Below are 14,960 nucleotides of genomic sequence, written 5' to 3' on the forward strand. Positions count from 1 at the left end.
CCCGTACCGGGGCGGCGAGCCGCAGGCCCGCCTGGGGGCGGCGGGCCGGCAGGCTCAGCCGTAGACGCCGCGGGCCTGGTCCCGCACGATGCGCCCGCTCTCGATCTCGACGACCCGGCGGCGCATCTGGTTGACGATGTTGGAGTCGTGCGTGACCATCACGACCGTGGTGCCGGTGCGGTTGATCCGGTCCAGCAGGCGCATGATCTCGATGGAGGTGTCCGGGTCGAGGTTTCCGGTCGGCTCGTCCGCCAGCAGGATCAGCGGCCGGTTCACGAACGCCCGGGCCACCGCCACCCGCTGCTGCTCACCACCGGAGAGCTCGTGCGGGTACCGGTGCTCCTTGCCACCGAGGCCGACCAGTTCCAGCACCTCGGGCACGACCCGGCGGGCGACCGCCTTGGTCTTGCCGATCACCTCGAGGGCGAACGCCACGTTCTCGTACGCCGTGCGGTTGGGCAGCAACCGGAAGTCCTGGAACACACAGCCGATGGAGCGCCGGAACTGGGGCCGCTTCCAGGACCGCATCGACGTGACGTCCTTGCTGTTCACGATGACCCGCCCCTTGTTCGGGCTGACCTCGTGCAGCAGAAGCTTGATGATGGTGGACTTGCCGGAGCCGGAAGGGCCGATGAAGAAGACGAACTCGCCCTTCTCGATCGAGACCGACACGTTGTCGAGCGACGGGCGGGACGCCTTCGGGTACGTCTTCGTCACTTGCTCAAGCTGAATCACGGAGAGGGAGTCTACGCCGTGTGACGGGCGGGGCGTTCCCCACGCCCCGCCGACACGTCCGGAGTCATCGATTTAGTAGGTTACGCGACAATCGATCAACGCGCTGCGCCCGGAATCGATCACGCACCGTCAGCGGCGAGCTGCTGCTGCTTCCGCCACCGGACCCCCGCCTCGATGAAGGCGTCCAGCTCACCGTCGAAGACCGAGGTCGGGTTGCCCGTCTCGTGCTCGGTACGCAGATCCTTCACCATCTGATACGGGTGCAGGACGTACGAGCGCATCTGGTCGCCCCACGAGCCGGCGGCGTCGGTCTTCAGCCCCTCCATCTTGGCCTGCTCCTCCTGACGCTTGCGCTCCAGCAGCCGGGCCTGGAGCACCCGCATCGCGGACGCCTTGTTCTGGAGCTGGGACTTCTCGTTCTGGCAGGTGACCACGATGCCGGTCGGGATGTGGGTGATCCGGACCGCCGAGTCGGTGGTGTTGACGCTCTGGCCGCCCGGCCCGGAGGACCGGTAGACGTCGATCCGCATCTCGTTCTCGGGGATGTCGATGTGGTCGGTCTGCTCCACCACCGGCAGCACCTCGACCCCGGCGAAGCTGGTCTGCCGCCGCCCCTGGTTGTCGAAGGGGCTGATCCGGACCAGCCGGTGGGTGCCGGACTCGACGCTGAGGGTGCCGAACGCGTACGGGACCTTCACCGCGAAGGTCGCCGACTTCAGCCCGGCCTCCTCCGCGTACGAGGTCTCGTAGACCTCGGTCGGGTAGCCGTGCCGCTCGGCCCAGCGCAGGTACATCCGCAGCAGCATCTCGGCGAAGTCCGCCGCGTCCACGCCGCCGGCCCCGGCCCGGATCGCCACCAGCGCCTCCCGGGAGTCGTACTCCCCGGAGAGCAGGGTGCGGACCTCCATCTCCTGGATGGCCTTGCCCAGCCCGGCGATCTCGGTCTCCACCTCACCGAGCACACCCGAGTCCGACTCGGCCTCGGCCAGCTCCAGCAGGACACGGGCGTCGTCGAGCCGGGACCGCAGGCTGCCCAGCTTGCTGATCTCGCCGTTGACGTACGACAGCTGCGAGGTCACCTGCTGGGCGCGGGCCTGGTCGTCCCACAGGTCCGGCGCGGAGGCCGCCTGCTCGAGCCGGGCCTTGTCCTCGTGCAGCCGGTCGAGGTTGAGGACGGCCTCGATGTTGCGCAGGGTCGCGTCGAGTTCCTTGAGCTGTTCGGCGTAATCGGCAGCGGTCACGACAGCCAAGCGTACCGGCGGGAGCAGGCGACGGGCCGGCGAGCCCCGCCGTCGGAGCGGAAAGCTGCCCGGCGAGGGGCGCGGCGGGCGTCGCCGGCCCCCGATCCGGGTGCCTGGTGGCGTCGTGCGGGTGGTCAGCGGGCTGGTACGGCCCCACGGTCCGCGGGCGGGCCCGGCGGCGGATCGGCGCTCAGCCGGGGACCGGGGCGTTCTTCAGCCAGGTCAGGGCAGCCTTGTGGTAGGCGACCGCGAACTCCAGGGCGCTCGCGTCGAAGGATGCACCCTCCTTCTTGGCGTTGCGCACCTGTTCACGGACGTGCGCCAGCGCCTCGGCGTGGTATTCGTTCGCCGAGGTGTAGAGGTTGCGCAACTGGGTCGCCGAGTGCAGTTCGCCGAAGGCGATCCGCAACGCGACCGGGTTGCGGATGGTGTCCTTGCCCGGTCCCTCCGCCAGCCAGCGGGAGAACGTCCGCTTCCCGGACGGGGTGATCGCGTACGGCTGGCTGGAGCGTGGACCGGGCTTGCCCATCCGTACGAGTCCGCGCTCGGCCAGTACCGGCAACTCTCGGTAGACCTGACTGCGGGTCATCGACCAGTAGGGCGCCAGCCGGCGCTCGGCGGCGGCCATCAGTTGGCCGCCTGTCATGGGACCCTCGTGGAGCAGCCCGAGCAGGGCCGCCGCTGTGGGGTTGATTCCGGAATCCGCCATGCCCATTACGCTGCCACTTTGCTGACCTGGCGTCCAGGATTTGACGCAATCAGCACGCCCTGTGACTTCCTATGTGCACTGTCGGAGGACGACAGTCCGTTGAGGATGATCGATGCGTTCGAGGGCCTGGAGAACGCCTACCTATATGATCATCTGGTTACGCAGGGTACAGGATGCAACTGGCCGCCTGTCTGTTTTCGCCCAGATTCTGCCTCGACGGGTCAGTCCGACGGCACGCCGAGGGCCCCGCCCCGCCGATCGACGGCGGAACGGGGCCCATCGGGACGACGCCGTCCGGACGCGATGCGCCCGGACGACCTCAGCCCATGTGCGGGTAGGTGTGATCCGTCGGTGGGACGAAGGTCTCCTTGATGGTGCGCGGTGACATCCAGCGGACCAGGTTGTGCCAGGAGCCGGCCTTGTCGTTGGTGCCGCTGGCCCGGGCCCCGCCGAACGGCTGCTGCCCGACCACCGCGCCGGTGGGCTTGTCGTTGACGTAGAAGTTGCCGGCCGCGTACCGCATCCGCTCCGCCACCGCCTCCACCACCCGGCGGTCCGTCGCGAAGACCGACCCGGTCAGCGCGTACGGGGCCACCGACTCGGCCTGGGCGACCACGTCGTCGAAACGGGCGTCGTCGAAGACGTGCACGCCGAGGATGGGACCGAAGTACTCGGTGGTGAACGTCTCGTGCGTGCCGTCGGTGCACTCGAACAGGGTCGGCCGGACGAACCAGCCCACCGAGTCGTCGGCGGTGCCGCCGGCCAGCACCCGGCAACTGTCGTCAGAGGAGATCAGCTCCAGCGCGGCGGTGTGCCGGTCGAACGCCTTCGAGTCGATCACCGCGCCGCCGAAGTTCGAGAAGTCGGTCACGTCGCCGTAGGTCAGCGACTCGGCGGTGGCGGCCAGCCGGTCCCGCAGCCCGCCCTCCCAGATGGAACGGGGAACGTACGCCCGCGACGCCGCCGAACACTTCTGTCCCTGGTACTCGTAGGCGCCCCGGATCAGCGCGGTGTGCAGCGCGTCCACGTCGGCGCTGGAGTGCGCCACCACGAAGTCCTTGCCGCCGGTCTCGCCGACCAGGCGCGGGTAGCCCCGGTACCGGGCGATGTTCTCCCCGACGGTCCGCCAGAGGTGCTGGAACACCTTCGTCGAACCGGTGAAGTGGATGCCGGCCAGGTCGGGGTCGGCGAGCACCACCTCGGACACCTCCTCGCCCCGGCCGGTGACCATGTTGATCACACCGGGAGGCAGGCCCGCCGCCTCGAACAGGCGCATGGTGAAGTGCGCCGCGAACTGCTGGGTCGGCGCGGGCTTCCACACCACGGTGTTGCCGAGCAGCGCCGGCGCCGAGGGCAGGTTGCCGGCGATCGCGGTGAAGTTGAACGGGGTGATCGCGTAGACGAAGCCCTCCAGCGGGCGGTGGTCGAACCGGTTCCACACCCCGGGCGACGACAGCGGCTGCTCCTCCAGCAACCTCCGCGCGAAGTGCACGTTGAACCGGAGGAAGTCCACGAACTCGCAGGCCGAGTCGATCTCCGCCTGGATCGCCGTCTTCGACTGGCCGAGCATGGTGGCGGCGTTCAGCGTGTCCCGCCACGGGCCGGCGAGCAGCTCGGCCGCGCGCAGGAAGATCGCCGCCCGCTCCTCGAACGGCAACGCCCGCCACATCGGAGCCGCGTCCAGCGCGGCCTTGACCGCCGCCCGCGCGTCGGCGTGGTCGGCGTGCGCGGTGACCCCGAGCACGTGCGCGTGCCGGTGCGGCTGCACCACGTCGATCCGCTCGCCGCCGGCCATCCGCTGCTCACCGGCGACGGTCATGGTCAGGTCCAGCCGCTCGGCGGCCAGCTCGGCGAGCCGCCGGCCGAGCCGCTCCCGGTCGGCACTGCCCGGCTCGTAGGCGCGTACCGGCTCGTTACGCGGTTCGGGTACGGAGAACACGGCGTCCATCACAGCTCCTGGCGATCTCGACGGCGGTGGCGAAACCGGACCCGCAGCCGCCGACCGGACAGGCCGGCCACCGGGCGTGGCGCCTCACCGGATCGCGGCGACGGGACCTGCCGGGATTCTCCCACGGCCGCATCCGCCCACCTAGCGCGGTCGCGTCCCACCCGACGGGGTGGTTGGTTGCAGGGGACCCCTGCTCGGCAGAAAGCGGTAACAGGGGACCCCTGCTCACACCCGGGCCGGGCGGGCCGGGCGGGCGCGTACCCTGGGGAGCCGGTGACCCCGCTCGCCACCTTCCCGTACCCGGCGGAGACCATGCCCGTACCCGTCGGAGGCGGGGCTGGCGCGCGTTCGCGTCGAAGGGGAGACGATGACCCAGCAGTCCGGCAGCTCGACGGCCGCGGACCCGGACCAGCCGGTCGACGGCCCGTCGACCGGGGAGACCGGCGTCCCGGCGGGGGCACCGGCGCCCGCCCCGGCGGCCGTCGTCCTCGCGCTGCTCGCGCTCGGCTGGCTGACCGCCATGCTCTGGTCCACCCGGGCCGCGATCACCTCCGCGCAGGCCGGTGTCACGGCGGTCAGCCTCTCCGCGTACGCGTTGCCCGGGGTGATCTCGGCGGCCCTGGTCGCCGGTGGTGGGACGGCGCTCGCGGTGACCAACCTGCTGGCCCGCCGGGGCGTCGACCGGGCCACCCTCCGCTTCGTCACGGCCACCGGGGTCGGCCTGCTCGTCGGGCTGCTCACCGCTGTGGCGATCAACCTCTTCTACGCTGACAACGCGACCACGAACGTGATCGCCGGCACCACCGCCGCAGCCGCCGTCGTCGGTGGCGCGCTGGCCGGCGCCCGCAACGCCAGGGTGGTCGGGGCCATGGTCGCCGCCGCCCTCGCCGTCCTGGTCTTCGTGGTGGTGTTCAGTCGGGTCCGCGACCCGCTTTTCGAGCTCTACGGTGGCGGCGGCACCCAGGAGGCCATGTTCGGGGCGGCCCGGTGGGTCTCCCGCACCGAGTCCCTGCTCGCCGGGCTGGTGGCCGGCCTGGTCGCCTTCGGCTACCTCCACCTGGCCCGGCGCCGGTCGCTGCGGCGGGATCCGGACGCCCCGGCCGACCGGTGGCCGGCGTACCTGCTGGCCGGTGCCGGGGCCGGCCTGCTGCTGTTGCTCACCGAAGTGATCATCCGGATCGGCGGACGCGCGCTGCTCGACCTGGCCGCCGCGCTCAGCGAGGCGGACGCGGTGGCCCAGACCACCCTGGGCACCTCCCGGCTCGACAACGGCATCTGGGTGCTCTTCGTGGGCGCGCTCACCGCGATGATCGCGTTCGGCCGTACGCTCGGCCCGGCCCCGGCCGACGACGAGGACGGCACCGACCCGGCCGACGACTGACCGACCGAGGGCTCGACCGGGGGCTCGACCGACGCCGCCGGCGGCCGCGTCGAGGTCCGTCAGGTGGCCGGCCGGCGCTCAGGAGACGGTACGCAGCAGCACGTCCAGCTCGGAGGGGTCGTACCACTCCAGTTCGTGGTCCTCCACGCCGTCGACCGTGAACTGGGCGTCCTCGTCACCGGCGAGTGCCCGGTCGACGACCGCCACGGCGGCGGTCACGTCCGCGACCGCCTCCTCCCCGTCGACGTGCAGGGCGGCCACCGCCTCCAGCGCGACGGGCCGGGCCAGCTGGACGGCGCTGGAGCCCAGCTCGCCGTCGGGCCGGCCCAGCGCCCCGGCCGGCACGTCCACCGAGACCACCACGCGCCGACGGGGCGCGGACGGATCGTCGTGCAGCAGTCGCAGCGCGTCCTGGGCGGCCCGGGTGAAGGCGACGTACTCCAGTTCCTCCTCGTCGCCCTCGGCGTACCACTCGCGCAGGCCGGGCGTGACCGCGTGCACCGCGCCGGCCGGCAGTCCCTCCTCGCGCAGCCGGGTCAGCATCGGTACGGTCGCCGGCACGTACACCCGGACACGGTCGTCGGTCACGCTGTTCTCCCCGCTCGAGGCCCGGCCGGTCCGCCGGCCGGGACGCCGGCCGCACCGGACGCCGTGACCGTAGTACACCGGGGGCGACCGGCGGAAAGGCATCCCCGCGCGGCCCGGTGCGCCCGGGACCTCACCGGTGGCAAACTGAGGCAAACGCCGTCAACGCGAGGGGTCTGACATGGAACCGAGGTTCCTGCTGCTGTCCGACGTGGCGGCCGAGCTCAACGTCACCGACTCGCAGGTCTACCACATGGTCCGTAGTGGCGAGCTGCCCGCCATCAAGATCGGCGGCCGGGGGCAGTGGCGGGTGGAACGCGCCAGGCTGGAGGAGTACATCCAGCGCAAGTACGCCGAGACCGCCGAGTGGGTGCGCTCCAACCCGCTCAACGAACGCGACACCGCCGAGTAGCCGTCCGGTCACCGAAGGACATTGACCGTAGCCGCTCCATGCCAGAAGATGAAGTCTGTCGAAGGCAAACGTAGGCAAACGAAGGAATCGGGGGATCCGATGGTCGACTCCTGCGGTCCGGTGCCGTCCCGTCCCCCGGTCCGGTTGCGACCCGCGCCGCCGCTCGACCCGCCGTTCGCCGACGATCAGCTCGCCGATCTCTGGCCCCGTCCGTCCGCCGCCCAACTCGCCCTCGACCTGGTCGACGCCGGTCGCCCCGGCCGGGGCCGCCCCGTCGGACACCCCGCTCGCCGCCCCACCGCGCCGCGCCCGCCCCGGCCGGCCGCTCCCGCCGTCGGGCCGCCCGCCACGGCCACCCCGGAGGCCACCCGGGCGGCGCACCGCTTCGTCGGCACCTGCCTGGAGGTCGTCAACGGCTACCGGCCACCGGGCCAGCTCCGGCCGCTCACCGACCCGTTGCGCACGGTCGCCGTGCTGGAACAGCTGGCCCTGGCCACTTCCCGGCTCGGGCCGGTCCGGCGCCGGGCGACCCGCCCCATGGTGCGGCTGCGCCGTCTCCGGGTGTGCCAGCCGCAGCCGGCGGCGATCGAGGCCGCCGCCGTGCTGGCCGCCCCGAACGGACGGAGCTGGGCGATGGCGGTACGCCTGGAACGTCGCGGGCCGGGCTGGATCTGCGTGGTCCTCCAGATCCTCTGAGCCGAACCCGGAGAACGTTCCGGCCGCCGCCGGTCGCGCGGTGGCCGGAACGCCGCGAGGGGCGCCCACCGCGTACGGTGGGCGCCCCTCGTCGGGCGTGCTCGTCGGTCAGTTGCCGCCGTTGGGCGCGCCGTGGCAGCGCTTGTACTTCCGGCCGGAGCCGCACGGGCAGGGCGCGTTCCGGGACGGCCCGTTGCCCCCCTCGGCCTGGCCGGTGGGCGCCCGGCGGGCACCCGGGTTCGGGGCGGCCGGCCCGCGCAGGCCGGGCGACGGACGGGACGACGCGGGACGCTGCGGAGCGGGTCCACCGACACCGAGCGCCGGGGCGGACTGGCGCGGCGGCTCGGCGGGCTGCTCCTCCGGCCGTTCCACGGTCACCGCACCCGCGCCGGCCTCTCCGTCGATGGTCGGCGCGGAGTACTGGAGGCCCTGCTGCTGCGGGGCCCGGTTGAGGCCCTTGGCCCGGATCTCGACCGGCTTCTCCAGCAGCTGCACCTGCTCCGGTTCCGGCGTGGGCTCCTCGACCTGGACCTCCAGGTTGTAGAGGAAGCCGACCGTCTCCTCCTTGATGCCGTCCATCATGGTGGCGAACATGTCGAAGCCCTCGCGCTGGTACTCGACCACCGGGTCGCGCTGGGCGTACGCCCGCAGGCTGATGCCCTCCTGGAGGTAGTCCATCTCGTAGAGGTGCTCACGCCACTTACGGTCGATCACCTGGAGCAGGACCATCCGCTCCAGCTGTCGTACCGCCTCCTCGCCGAGGGTCTCCTCACGGCGGTCGTACGCCGCGTGCGCGTCCTCCTTGAGCCGGCTCACCAGGAAGTCCTGGTCGAAGGCGGCCCGCGAGCCGCCGGCCTCCTCCTCCAGCTCCTCGATGGTCACGCCGACCGGGTAGAGCTGCTTGAGGTTCGTCCAGAGCTGTTCGAGGTCCCAGTCCTCGGCGTACCCCTCGCTGGTGGCCCCCACGACGTACGCCCCGACGACGTCGTCGATCATGTTGCGCACCTGGTCGGAGAGGTCCTCCCCGTTGAGCACGCGCAGCCGCTCGGCGTAGACCACCTGCCGCTGCTTGTTCATGACCTCGTCGTACTTGAGGACGTTCTTGCGGATCTCGGCGTTCTGGCCCTCGATCTGGGCCTGGGCGCTCTTGATCTGGCGGGTCACCATCTTCGACTCGATGGGCACGTCCTCCGGGATGTTGAAGCGCTCCATCACCGCCTCGACCGCACCGGCCCGGAACCGCTTCATCAGCTCGTCCTGGAGCGAGAGGTAGAAGCGCGACTCACCCGGGTCGCCCTGTCGGCCGGACCGACCGCGCAGCTGGTCGTCGATCCGGCGGGACTCGTGCCGCTCGGTGCCCAGCACGTAGAGGCCACCGGCGGCGCCGACCTCCTCGGCCTCCGCCTCGCAGGCCTGCTTCCACTTGGGCAGGATCTCCTCCAGCGCCTTGGCGTACTCCTCCGGGTCCTCGGCCGGGTCGAGGCCGCGCTGGCGCAGCTCGGAGGCGGCGAGGAACTCGGGGTTGCCGCCGAGCAGGATGTCCGTACCACGGCCGGCCATGTTGGTGGCGACGGTGACCGCGCCCTTCCGGCCGGCCTGGGCGACGATCTCCGCCTCCCGGGCGTGGAACTTCGCGTTCAGCACCGCGTGCGGGATGCCCCGTCGCCGCAGCAGCGTGGAGAGGATCTCGGAGTTCTCCACCGACACCGTGCCGACCAGCACCGGCTGACCGGCCTCGTGCCGCTCGGCGATGTCCTCCACCACCGCGTTGAACTTGGCCTTCTCGGTCTTGTAGATCACGTCGGGGCGGTCCTGGCGGACCATCGGCCGGTGCGTCGGGATGCTCACGACGCCGACCTTGTAGACCTTGTTGAACTCGCCCGCCTCGGTCTGCGCCGTACCGGTCATGCCGGAGAGCCGGGTGTAGAGGCGGAAGTAGTTCTGGAGGGTGATCGTGGCCAGGGTCTGGTTCTCCTGCTTGATCTCCACCCCCTCCTTGGCCTCGATCGCCTGGTGCATGCCCTCGTTGTACCGGCGGCCGTGCAGGATGCGGCCGGTGAACTCGTCGACGATCATGACCTCACCGTCGTTGACGATGTAGTCCTTGTCGCGCTTGTAGAGCTCCTTGGCCTTGATCGCGTTGTTGAGGTAGCCGACCAGCGGGGTGTTCACCGACTCGTACAGGTTGTCGATGCCGAGCCGGTCCTCGACCTTGGCCACGCCGCGCTCGGTGACCGCGATGGTGCGCTTGGCGTAGTCGACCTCGTAGTCGCCCTCGCCGTCCTTGCCGGCCTGGAGGCGGGCCACCACCGTGGCGAATTCCTGGTACCACCGGGCGGAGTGCTCGGCCGGGCCGGAGATGATCAGCGGGGTCCGGGCCTCGTCGATCAGGATCGAGTCGACCTCGTCGACCACGGCGAAGTTGTGGCCGCGCTGGACCAGGTCGTCCTTGGACCAGGCCATGTTGTCGCGGAGGTAGTCGAACCCGAACTCGTTGTTGGTGCCGTAGGTGATGTCGCACTCGTACGCGGCCCGGTGCTCGGACGCCGGCCGGTTCGGCAGCACCACGCCGACGGTCAGGCCGAGGAACTCGTGCACCCGCCCCATCCACTCGGCGTCACGCTGGGCGAGGTAGTCGTTGACGGTGACCACGTGCACGCCCTTGCCGGAGAGGGCGTTGAGGTAGACCGGCATGACCGAGGTCAGGGTCTTGCCCTCACCGGTCTTCATCTCGGCGATGTTGCCGAAGTGCAGCGCCGCGCCACCCATCACCTGGACGTCGTACGGCCGCTGACCGAGCACTCGGGCCGCCGCCTCCCGGCACACCGCGAACGCCTCGGGCAGCAGGTCGTCGAGGGACTCCCCGTCGGCGATCCGCTCCTTGAAGTGGTCGGTCATGCCGCGCAGTTCGTCGTCGGTGAGGTTGACGTACTCGTCCTCGATCGAGCTGACGGCGTTGGCGATGGCCTTCAACCGGCGCACCATGCGGCCCTCGCCGGCGCGAAGGACCTTTTCCAGAATCGACACGGATCAACGCTCCCCTAGACAGTCTCGAACCATCGTAGGCGCTCCACCGGCCCAATGGTCACTGGTGGCGTACGTGAGGTCCACGGAAACCGGCATAAGACGCGCGTCACGGCCGTGGCACGGGGATATGCGGTTACGCCCAGCGCGAACGGTCGGGCACGATGGCTCCGTGGAGCCTGTGGAGATCATCGAGGACGGCCTGCTGCTACGCCCGTGGCGCCCCGCCGACGCCGACGACGTGCACCGGGCCTGCCAGGACCCGGACATCCAGCGCTGGACCACGGTACCCCGGCCTTACCTGCCGGAGCACGCCACGGGTTTCGTGACCGACCTCGCTCCCCGGGGTTGGGCCGACGGCACCTCGGCGACCTTCGCCGTCTGCGACGCCGGCAGCGGCGAGCTGCTCGGCTCCTGCGGTCTGGTGAGCGTCGACCGTGGGCTGCGCTCCGGTGAGATCGGCTACTGGACCGCCCCGTGGGCCCGGGGGCGCAACCTCGCCGCGCGGGCGGCCCGGGCGGTGGCCCGGTGGGCGTTCGACCGGCTGGAGCTGCGCCGGATCATCTGGCAGGCCGGGCTGGGCAACCACGCCTCCCGGCTGGCCGCGCTGCGCGCCGGCTTCCGAATCGAGGGCCGGCTCCGGCTGGCCGCACCACCCCCCGAGGGCCCCGCGGACGGCTGGATCGGCTCGCTGCTGCCCGGAGAGGTGCCCGAGCCCGGCGCCACCGGCCCGGCCGGGCCGGGCACCCTGGTGGCCCGCCGCGCGGCGGTCTTCGGCCGGCCGCACCCCGAGCTGTTCGCCACCGTCGGCCCGACCGAGTTGCGGCTGCGGGCGATGGACGAGCGGGACCTGGACGCCCTCGTCACCACCTGCCGGGACCCGGAGACGGTCCGCTGGACCAGCGTGCCCGACCCGTACCAGCGCTCGGACGCCGAGGCGTACCTCGCCTACCACCGGTCGACCTGGGCGGACGGGCGGGCCGCCTGCTTCACCGTCGCGGACCCCGACGACGCGTACGTGGCCAACGTCGACCTGCGCATCTCCCCGGTGGACCCGGGGCTGGCCGACGTCGGTTTCCTGACCGCACCGCACGCGCGGGGCCGGGGCTACCTGCCGGCCGCCCTGGCGGCGGTGTCCACCTGGGGGTTCACCACCCTCGGACTGGGCCGGGTCGAGTGGCGGGCCAACATCGGCAACACCGCCTCCCGGCGGGCCGCCGAAAAGGCCGGCTTCCGGATGGAGGGCGACTCCCGGGCGGCCATCGCCTACCGGGGCACCCGCGCCGACGCATGGGTCGGCGCGTTGCTCCCCGGCGACCAGGCCGGCCGGTGAGCCTCACCGACGGGCCCGACGCGCCACCCGGCCGGCGGGACCACCCGGACAGCGTGGCCCGGCCGGTGGAACCGCGCCGCCGGCCGGGAACGGACAGCAGCCAGGAACCGAGCAGGAACGGGGACGAGATGGAACACGGGGAGATCGAGGGCGACGGGGTACGGCTGCGGCCGTACCGGGACACCGACGTCGCGGATCTGGTGGCCGCCTGCAACGATCCGCTCGTCCGGCGCTTCCTCAGCGGGCTGCCCAGCCCGTACACCGAGGCGGACGCCCGCCGCTGGATCACCGAGACCGCCCCGGCCGTCGCTGCCGGCGGCGGGGCGGCGTACGCCGTCACCGACCCGGACTCCGACCGGCTCCTCGGCGCGGTGGGCGTCGACCGGTTGGTGTCGATCCGCCAGCAGGCGGAGATCGGGTACTGGGTCGCGCCGTGGGCCCGGGGCCGGGGCGTGGCCACCGCCGCCACCCGGACGCTGGCCCGGCACGCCTTCGCCAACGGCCTGGAGCGGCTGGAACTGCTCACCGACGGGGACAACGTCGCCAGCCAGCGGGTCGCGCTGGCCGCCGGCTTCCGGCACGAGGGGGTACGCCGGGCCGCCGCCCCGCGACACGGCGGGGGCCGGTACGACCTGATCGCCTGGGTGCGCCTCGCCGACGACCCGCCCGGACCGGCGCCCCGGCTCCTGCCGGACCTGCCGCCCGGCGGGCTCACCGACGGCGTGGTCGCCCTGCGCCCGACCGGCCCGGACGACGTCGACCTGATGTTCCGCCTGCACACCCTGCCCGAGGTGGTGGCGAACCGGGTGCCGCCCGAGCCCCCGTCCCGGCCCGAGGTCGAGCAGCGGTGCCGGAGGGCGGCGAGCAGCTGGCTGATCGGCACCGTGGCGGACCTGGTCGTGGTCGACGTGGCCAGCGGCGAGGCGGGCGGCGGGATGGCCCTGCGGTACGACGAGCCGCTCACCGGTCAGGCCATGCTCGGCGCGAGCATGCTGCCCGAGTGGCGGGGTCGTGGCCTGCTCACCCGGGGGGTGCGCCTGCTCGCCGACTGGGCCTTCGACACGGTGGGCGTCGCCCGGCTGTGGGCCGGCTGCCGGCCGGACAACCTGGCGCCGCAGCGGGTGCTGGAGAAGGTCGGCTTCCGCCGGGAGGGGGTCCAGCGCGATCGGCTGCCCGGCCCGGACGGCACCCGCGTCGACTCGGTGATCTACGCGTTCCTTCCCGGCGAGCGCACCTGACGCCGGGGCACGGCGCGACATCCTGGCCGGCACGGGAAGCGGGGTGGGGGTCGCGCGTGCGCGACCCCCACCGGCGGGCGACTCAGATGTCGAGGGAGATGAGGCCGTAGTCGTAGGCGTGGCGACGGTAGACCACGCAGGGCCGACCCGACTCCTTGTTGTGGAACAGGTAGAAGTCGTGGCCGACGAGTTCCATCTGGAACAGGGCGTCGTCGACGGTCATCGGCTGGGCGGGGTGCACCTTCTCGCGCGCGATGTGCCAGGGCTGGTCGTCGGGCTCCTCGTCCCGTTCGGCGACCGCGGTGGCGGTGGTGGACGCGCCGGTGGAGAACGTGGGCTCACCGAGGTCGGCGACCGGCAGGCCGGCTGTGGCGGCGGCGACGGAGATCGGCGCGTGCCGTCCCCGGTGGACCCGACGGCGGTCGGCCGCCCGGCGGAACCGGGTGTCCAACTTGGCTATGGCGGCGTCGAGCGCGCTGTAGAAGTCGTTGGTGCAGGCTTCCGCCCGCATCACCGGCCCGCGTGACACGCAGGTGATCTCGACGCGCTGGCAGTGGTCCGCCTGGCGCGGGTTGCGCTCGTGGAACAACTCGACGTCGACCCGGATGAGCTTGTGGTCGTAACGCTCGATCTTGGCGAGTTTCTCTGCTACGTGTACCCGGTAATGGTCCGGCACTTCGACGTTACGGCCCTTGACCACGATGTCCACGTGACCTCCCTTGATCGGATGGTCTTCGATCTGGCTCCGGCCGACCCTGGGGGCATCCCTGCGGCGTCGACCGGTTGGTACGGCTACGCCTCCTTCCACGCCGGGAGCGGTGGATGGCACCCCTCCTACCCCCGACACGGAAACGCTAACTCCTCCTCGCCAACCAGTCACCCCCGGTTGTCGTGGCAGACCAGAGAATTTCACAGCTCGGTCACCAAGGGGTGAAACGGAACAACGGAGAGTTACCGAGATTGGCGTTTCCGGGTCGCCCCGAGCACCGCCGCCACCGTGGGCGACAGTCCGGCCGCGCCGAGCACCCTCCCGACCGCCGCCAGGGTGGCCCCCGTGGTGAGGATGTCGTCGAGCACCACCACGGCGCCGGCCGCGTCGACCGGGCCGACGGGAGGCCACGCCCGTAGCCGGAACGCCGAGGCGGCAGCCGCCGCCCGGCCGGCGCTGTCCAGCCCCACCGAGTCCGGTCGGGGCAGGGCCCGCACCGGCCGCCGCACCCGCACCGGCCAGCCCGCCGCGCGCAGCCGGGTCGCGGCGTGCCGGGCCAGCCGTCCGAGGTGGTCGCCGTAGCGGGCACGCGCCGCCGCGGCCGTGTCCGGCACCGGCACCAGCAGCACCGGCCGCACCTCGCCGACCGCCGCCGCCACCACCTCGGCCAGCAACCCGCCCAGCGGCCGGGCCAGGCCGTGCCGGCCCCGTTCCTTGTACGCCAGCAGCGCCTCCCGCAGCACCCCGTCGTACGCGCCGAGGGCGACGCAGGGCGGCAGGCCGGCCGGGGCGGGGTCGGGGCGTACCGGAGTGGGCCGCAGCGCGCCCAGCGTGGCCACGCAGCCGGCGCAGACGCCGTGCCGCAGCGGGGTCCGCCGGGCCCGGCAGCCGGCGCACTCCACCGGCAGCACCAGGTCGGCGAGATCCGCCCAGAGGCCACCCGGCATGC

General features: G+C 72.3%; 13 protein-coding genes. 5 read left to right on the forward strand and 8 right to left on the reverse strand.

The window, feature by feature from the left end; translation table 11 throughout:
* Positions 1-54 precede the first annotated feature (54 nt).
* The 4 genes from ftsE to pruA form a co-directional block, all read right to left on the reverse strand.
* A complete protein-coding gene (gene ftsE, locus GA0070618_RS04620) occupies positions 55-735 on the reverse strand; it encodes a cell division ATP-binding protein FtsE (protein ID WP_088980521.1) in 681 nt (226 codons plus the stop codon).
* A gap of 119 nt (positions 736-854) precedes the next feature.
* On the reverse strand, positions 855-1,976 hold the full coding sequence (gene prfB, locus GA0070618_RS04625; RefSeq protein ID WP_088980522.1) for a peptide chain release factor 2: 1,122 nt from the start codon (positions 1,974-1,976) through the stop codon (positions 855-857).
* A 190-nt stretch (positions 1,977-2,166) separates the two neighbouring features.
* Positions 2,167-2,685, reverse strand: a complete 519-nt coding sequence (locus GA0070618_RS04630) for a PadR family transcriptional regulator (RefSeq protein WP_088985282.1) — start codon at positions 2,683-2,685, stop codon at positions 2,167-2,169.
* A gap of 319 nt (positions 2,686-3,004) precedes the next feature.
* The gene (gene pruA, locus GA0070618_RS04635) at positions 3,005-4,633 is read right to left on the reverse strand and encodes an L-glutamate gamma-semialdehyde dehydrogenase (protein ID WP_088980523.1); all 1,629 of its coding nucleotides are present in this window, start codon (positions 4,631-4,633) and stop codon (positions 3,005-3,007) included.
* Positions 4,634-5,000: 367 nt separating this feature from the next.
* On the opposite strand from pruA, the gene GA0070618_RS04640 reads away from it, so the two are divergent.
* Complete coding sequence (locus tag GA0070618_RS04640; RefSeq protein WP_088980524.1) at positions 5,001-6,014, forward strand: hypothetical protein; 1,014 nt, start codon at positions 5,001-5,003, stop codon at positions 6,012-6,014.
* 78 nt (positions 6,015-6,092) lie between these two features.
* On the opposite strand, the gene GA0070618_RS04645 is transcribed toward GA0070618_RS04640, so the two are convergent.
* A complete protein-coding gene (locus tag GA0070618_RS04645; protein ID WP_088985283.1) occupies positions 6,093-6,602 on the reverse strand; it encodes a DUF6912 family protein in 510 nt (169 codons plus the stop codon).
* Between the two features lie 178 nt (positions 6,603-6,780).
* Here GA0070618_RS04645 and GA0070618_RS04650 point away from each other — a divergent pair, with 178 nt between their 5' ends.
* Positions 6,781-7,011 carry a helix-turn-helix transcriptional regulator gene (locus tag GA0070618_RS04650; RefSeq protein ID WP_088980525.1) on the forward strand — a complete coding sequence of 77 codons (231 nt, stop codon included), beginning with the start codon at positions 6,781-6,783 and terminating at the stop codon, positions 7,009-7,011.
* A 99-nt stretch (positions 7,012-7,110) separates the two neighbouring features.
* A complete protein-coding gene (locus GA0070618_RS04655) occupies positions 7,111-7,707 on the forward strand; it encodes an Rv3235 family protein (RefSeq protein ID WP_088980526.1) in 597 nt (198 codons plus the stop codon).
* A gap of 108 nt (positions 7,708-7,815) precedes the next feature.
* Here the strand turns inward: GA0070618_RS04655 and secA are convergent, their stop codons facing one another.
* Positions 7,816-10,734 carry a preprotein translocase subunit SecA gene (gene secA, locus GA0070618_RS04660; RefSeq protein ID WP_088980527.1) on the reverse strand — a complete coding sequence of 973 codons (2,919 nt, stop codon included), beginning with the start codon at positions 10,732-10,734 and terminating at the stop codon, positions 7,816-7,818.
* Positions 10,735-10,903: 169 nt separating this feature from the next.
* Between secA and GA0070618_RS04665 the strand changes: the two genes are divergently transcribed.
* Together GA0070618_RS04665 and GA0070618_RS04670 are read left to right on the forward strand one after the other, a co-directional pair.
* On the forward strand, positions 10,904-12,064 hold the full coding sequence (locus GA0070618_RS04665; RefSeq protein WP_088980528.1) for a GNAT family N-acetyltransferase: 1,161 nt from the start codon (positions 10,904-10,906) through the stop codon (positions 12,062-12,064).
* 128 nt (positions 12,065-12,192) lie between these two features.
* On the forward strand, positions 12,193-13,302 hold the full coding sequence (locus GA0070618_RS04670) for a GNAT family N-acetyltransferase (protein ID WP_088985284.1): 1,110 nt from the start codon (positions 12,193-12,195) through the stop codon (positions 13,300-13,302).
* Positions 13,303-13,384: 82 nt separating this feature from the next.
* Here GA0070618_RS04670 and hpf read toward each other — a convergent pair whose 3' ends face one another.
* Entirely contained in the window at positions 13,385-14,011 is a 627-nt protein-coding gene (gene hpf, locus GA0070618_RS04675; RefSeq protein ID WP_088980529.1) for a ribosome hibernation-promoting factor, HPF/YfiA family, read from the reverse strand.
* Between the two features lie 242 nt (positions 14,012-14,253).
* The gene (locus GA0070618_RS04680) at positions 14,254-14,958 is read right to left on the reverse strand and encodes a ComF family protein (RefSeq protein WP_088980530.1); all 705 of its coding nucleotides are present in this window, start codon (positions 14,956-14,958) and stop codon (positions 14,254-14,256) included.
* Positions 14,959-14,960: the final 2 nt, after the last annotated feature.

The organism is Micromonospora echinospora (assembly GCF_900091495.1).
GTDB lineage: Bacteria > Actinomycetota > Actinomycetes > Mycobacteriales > Micromonosporaceae > Micromonospora > Micromonospora echinospora.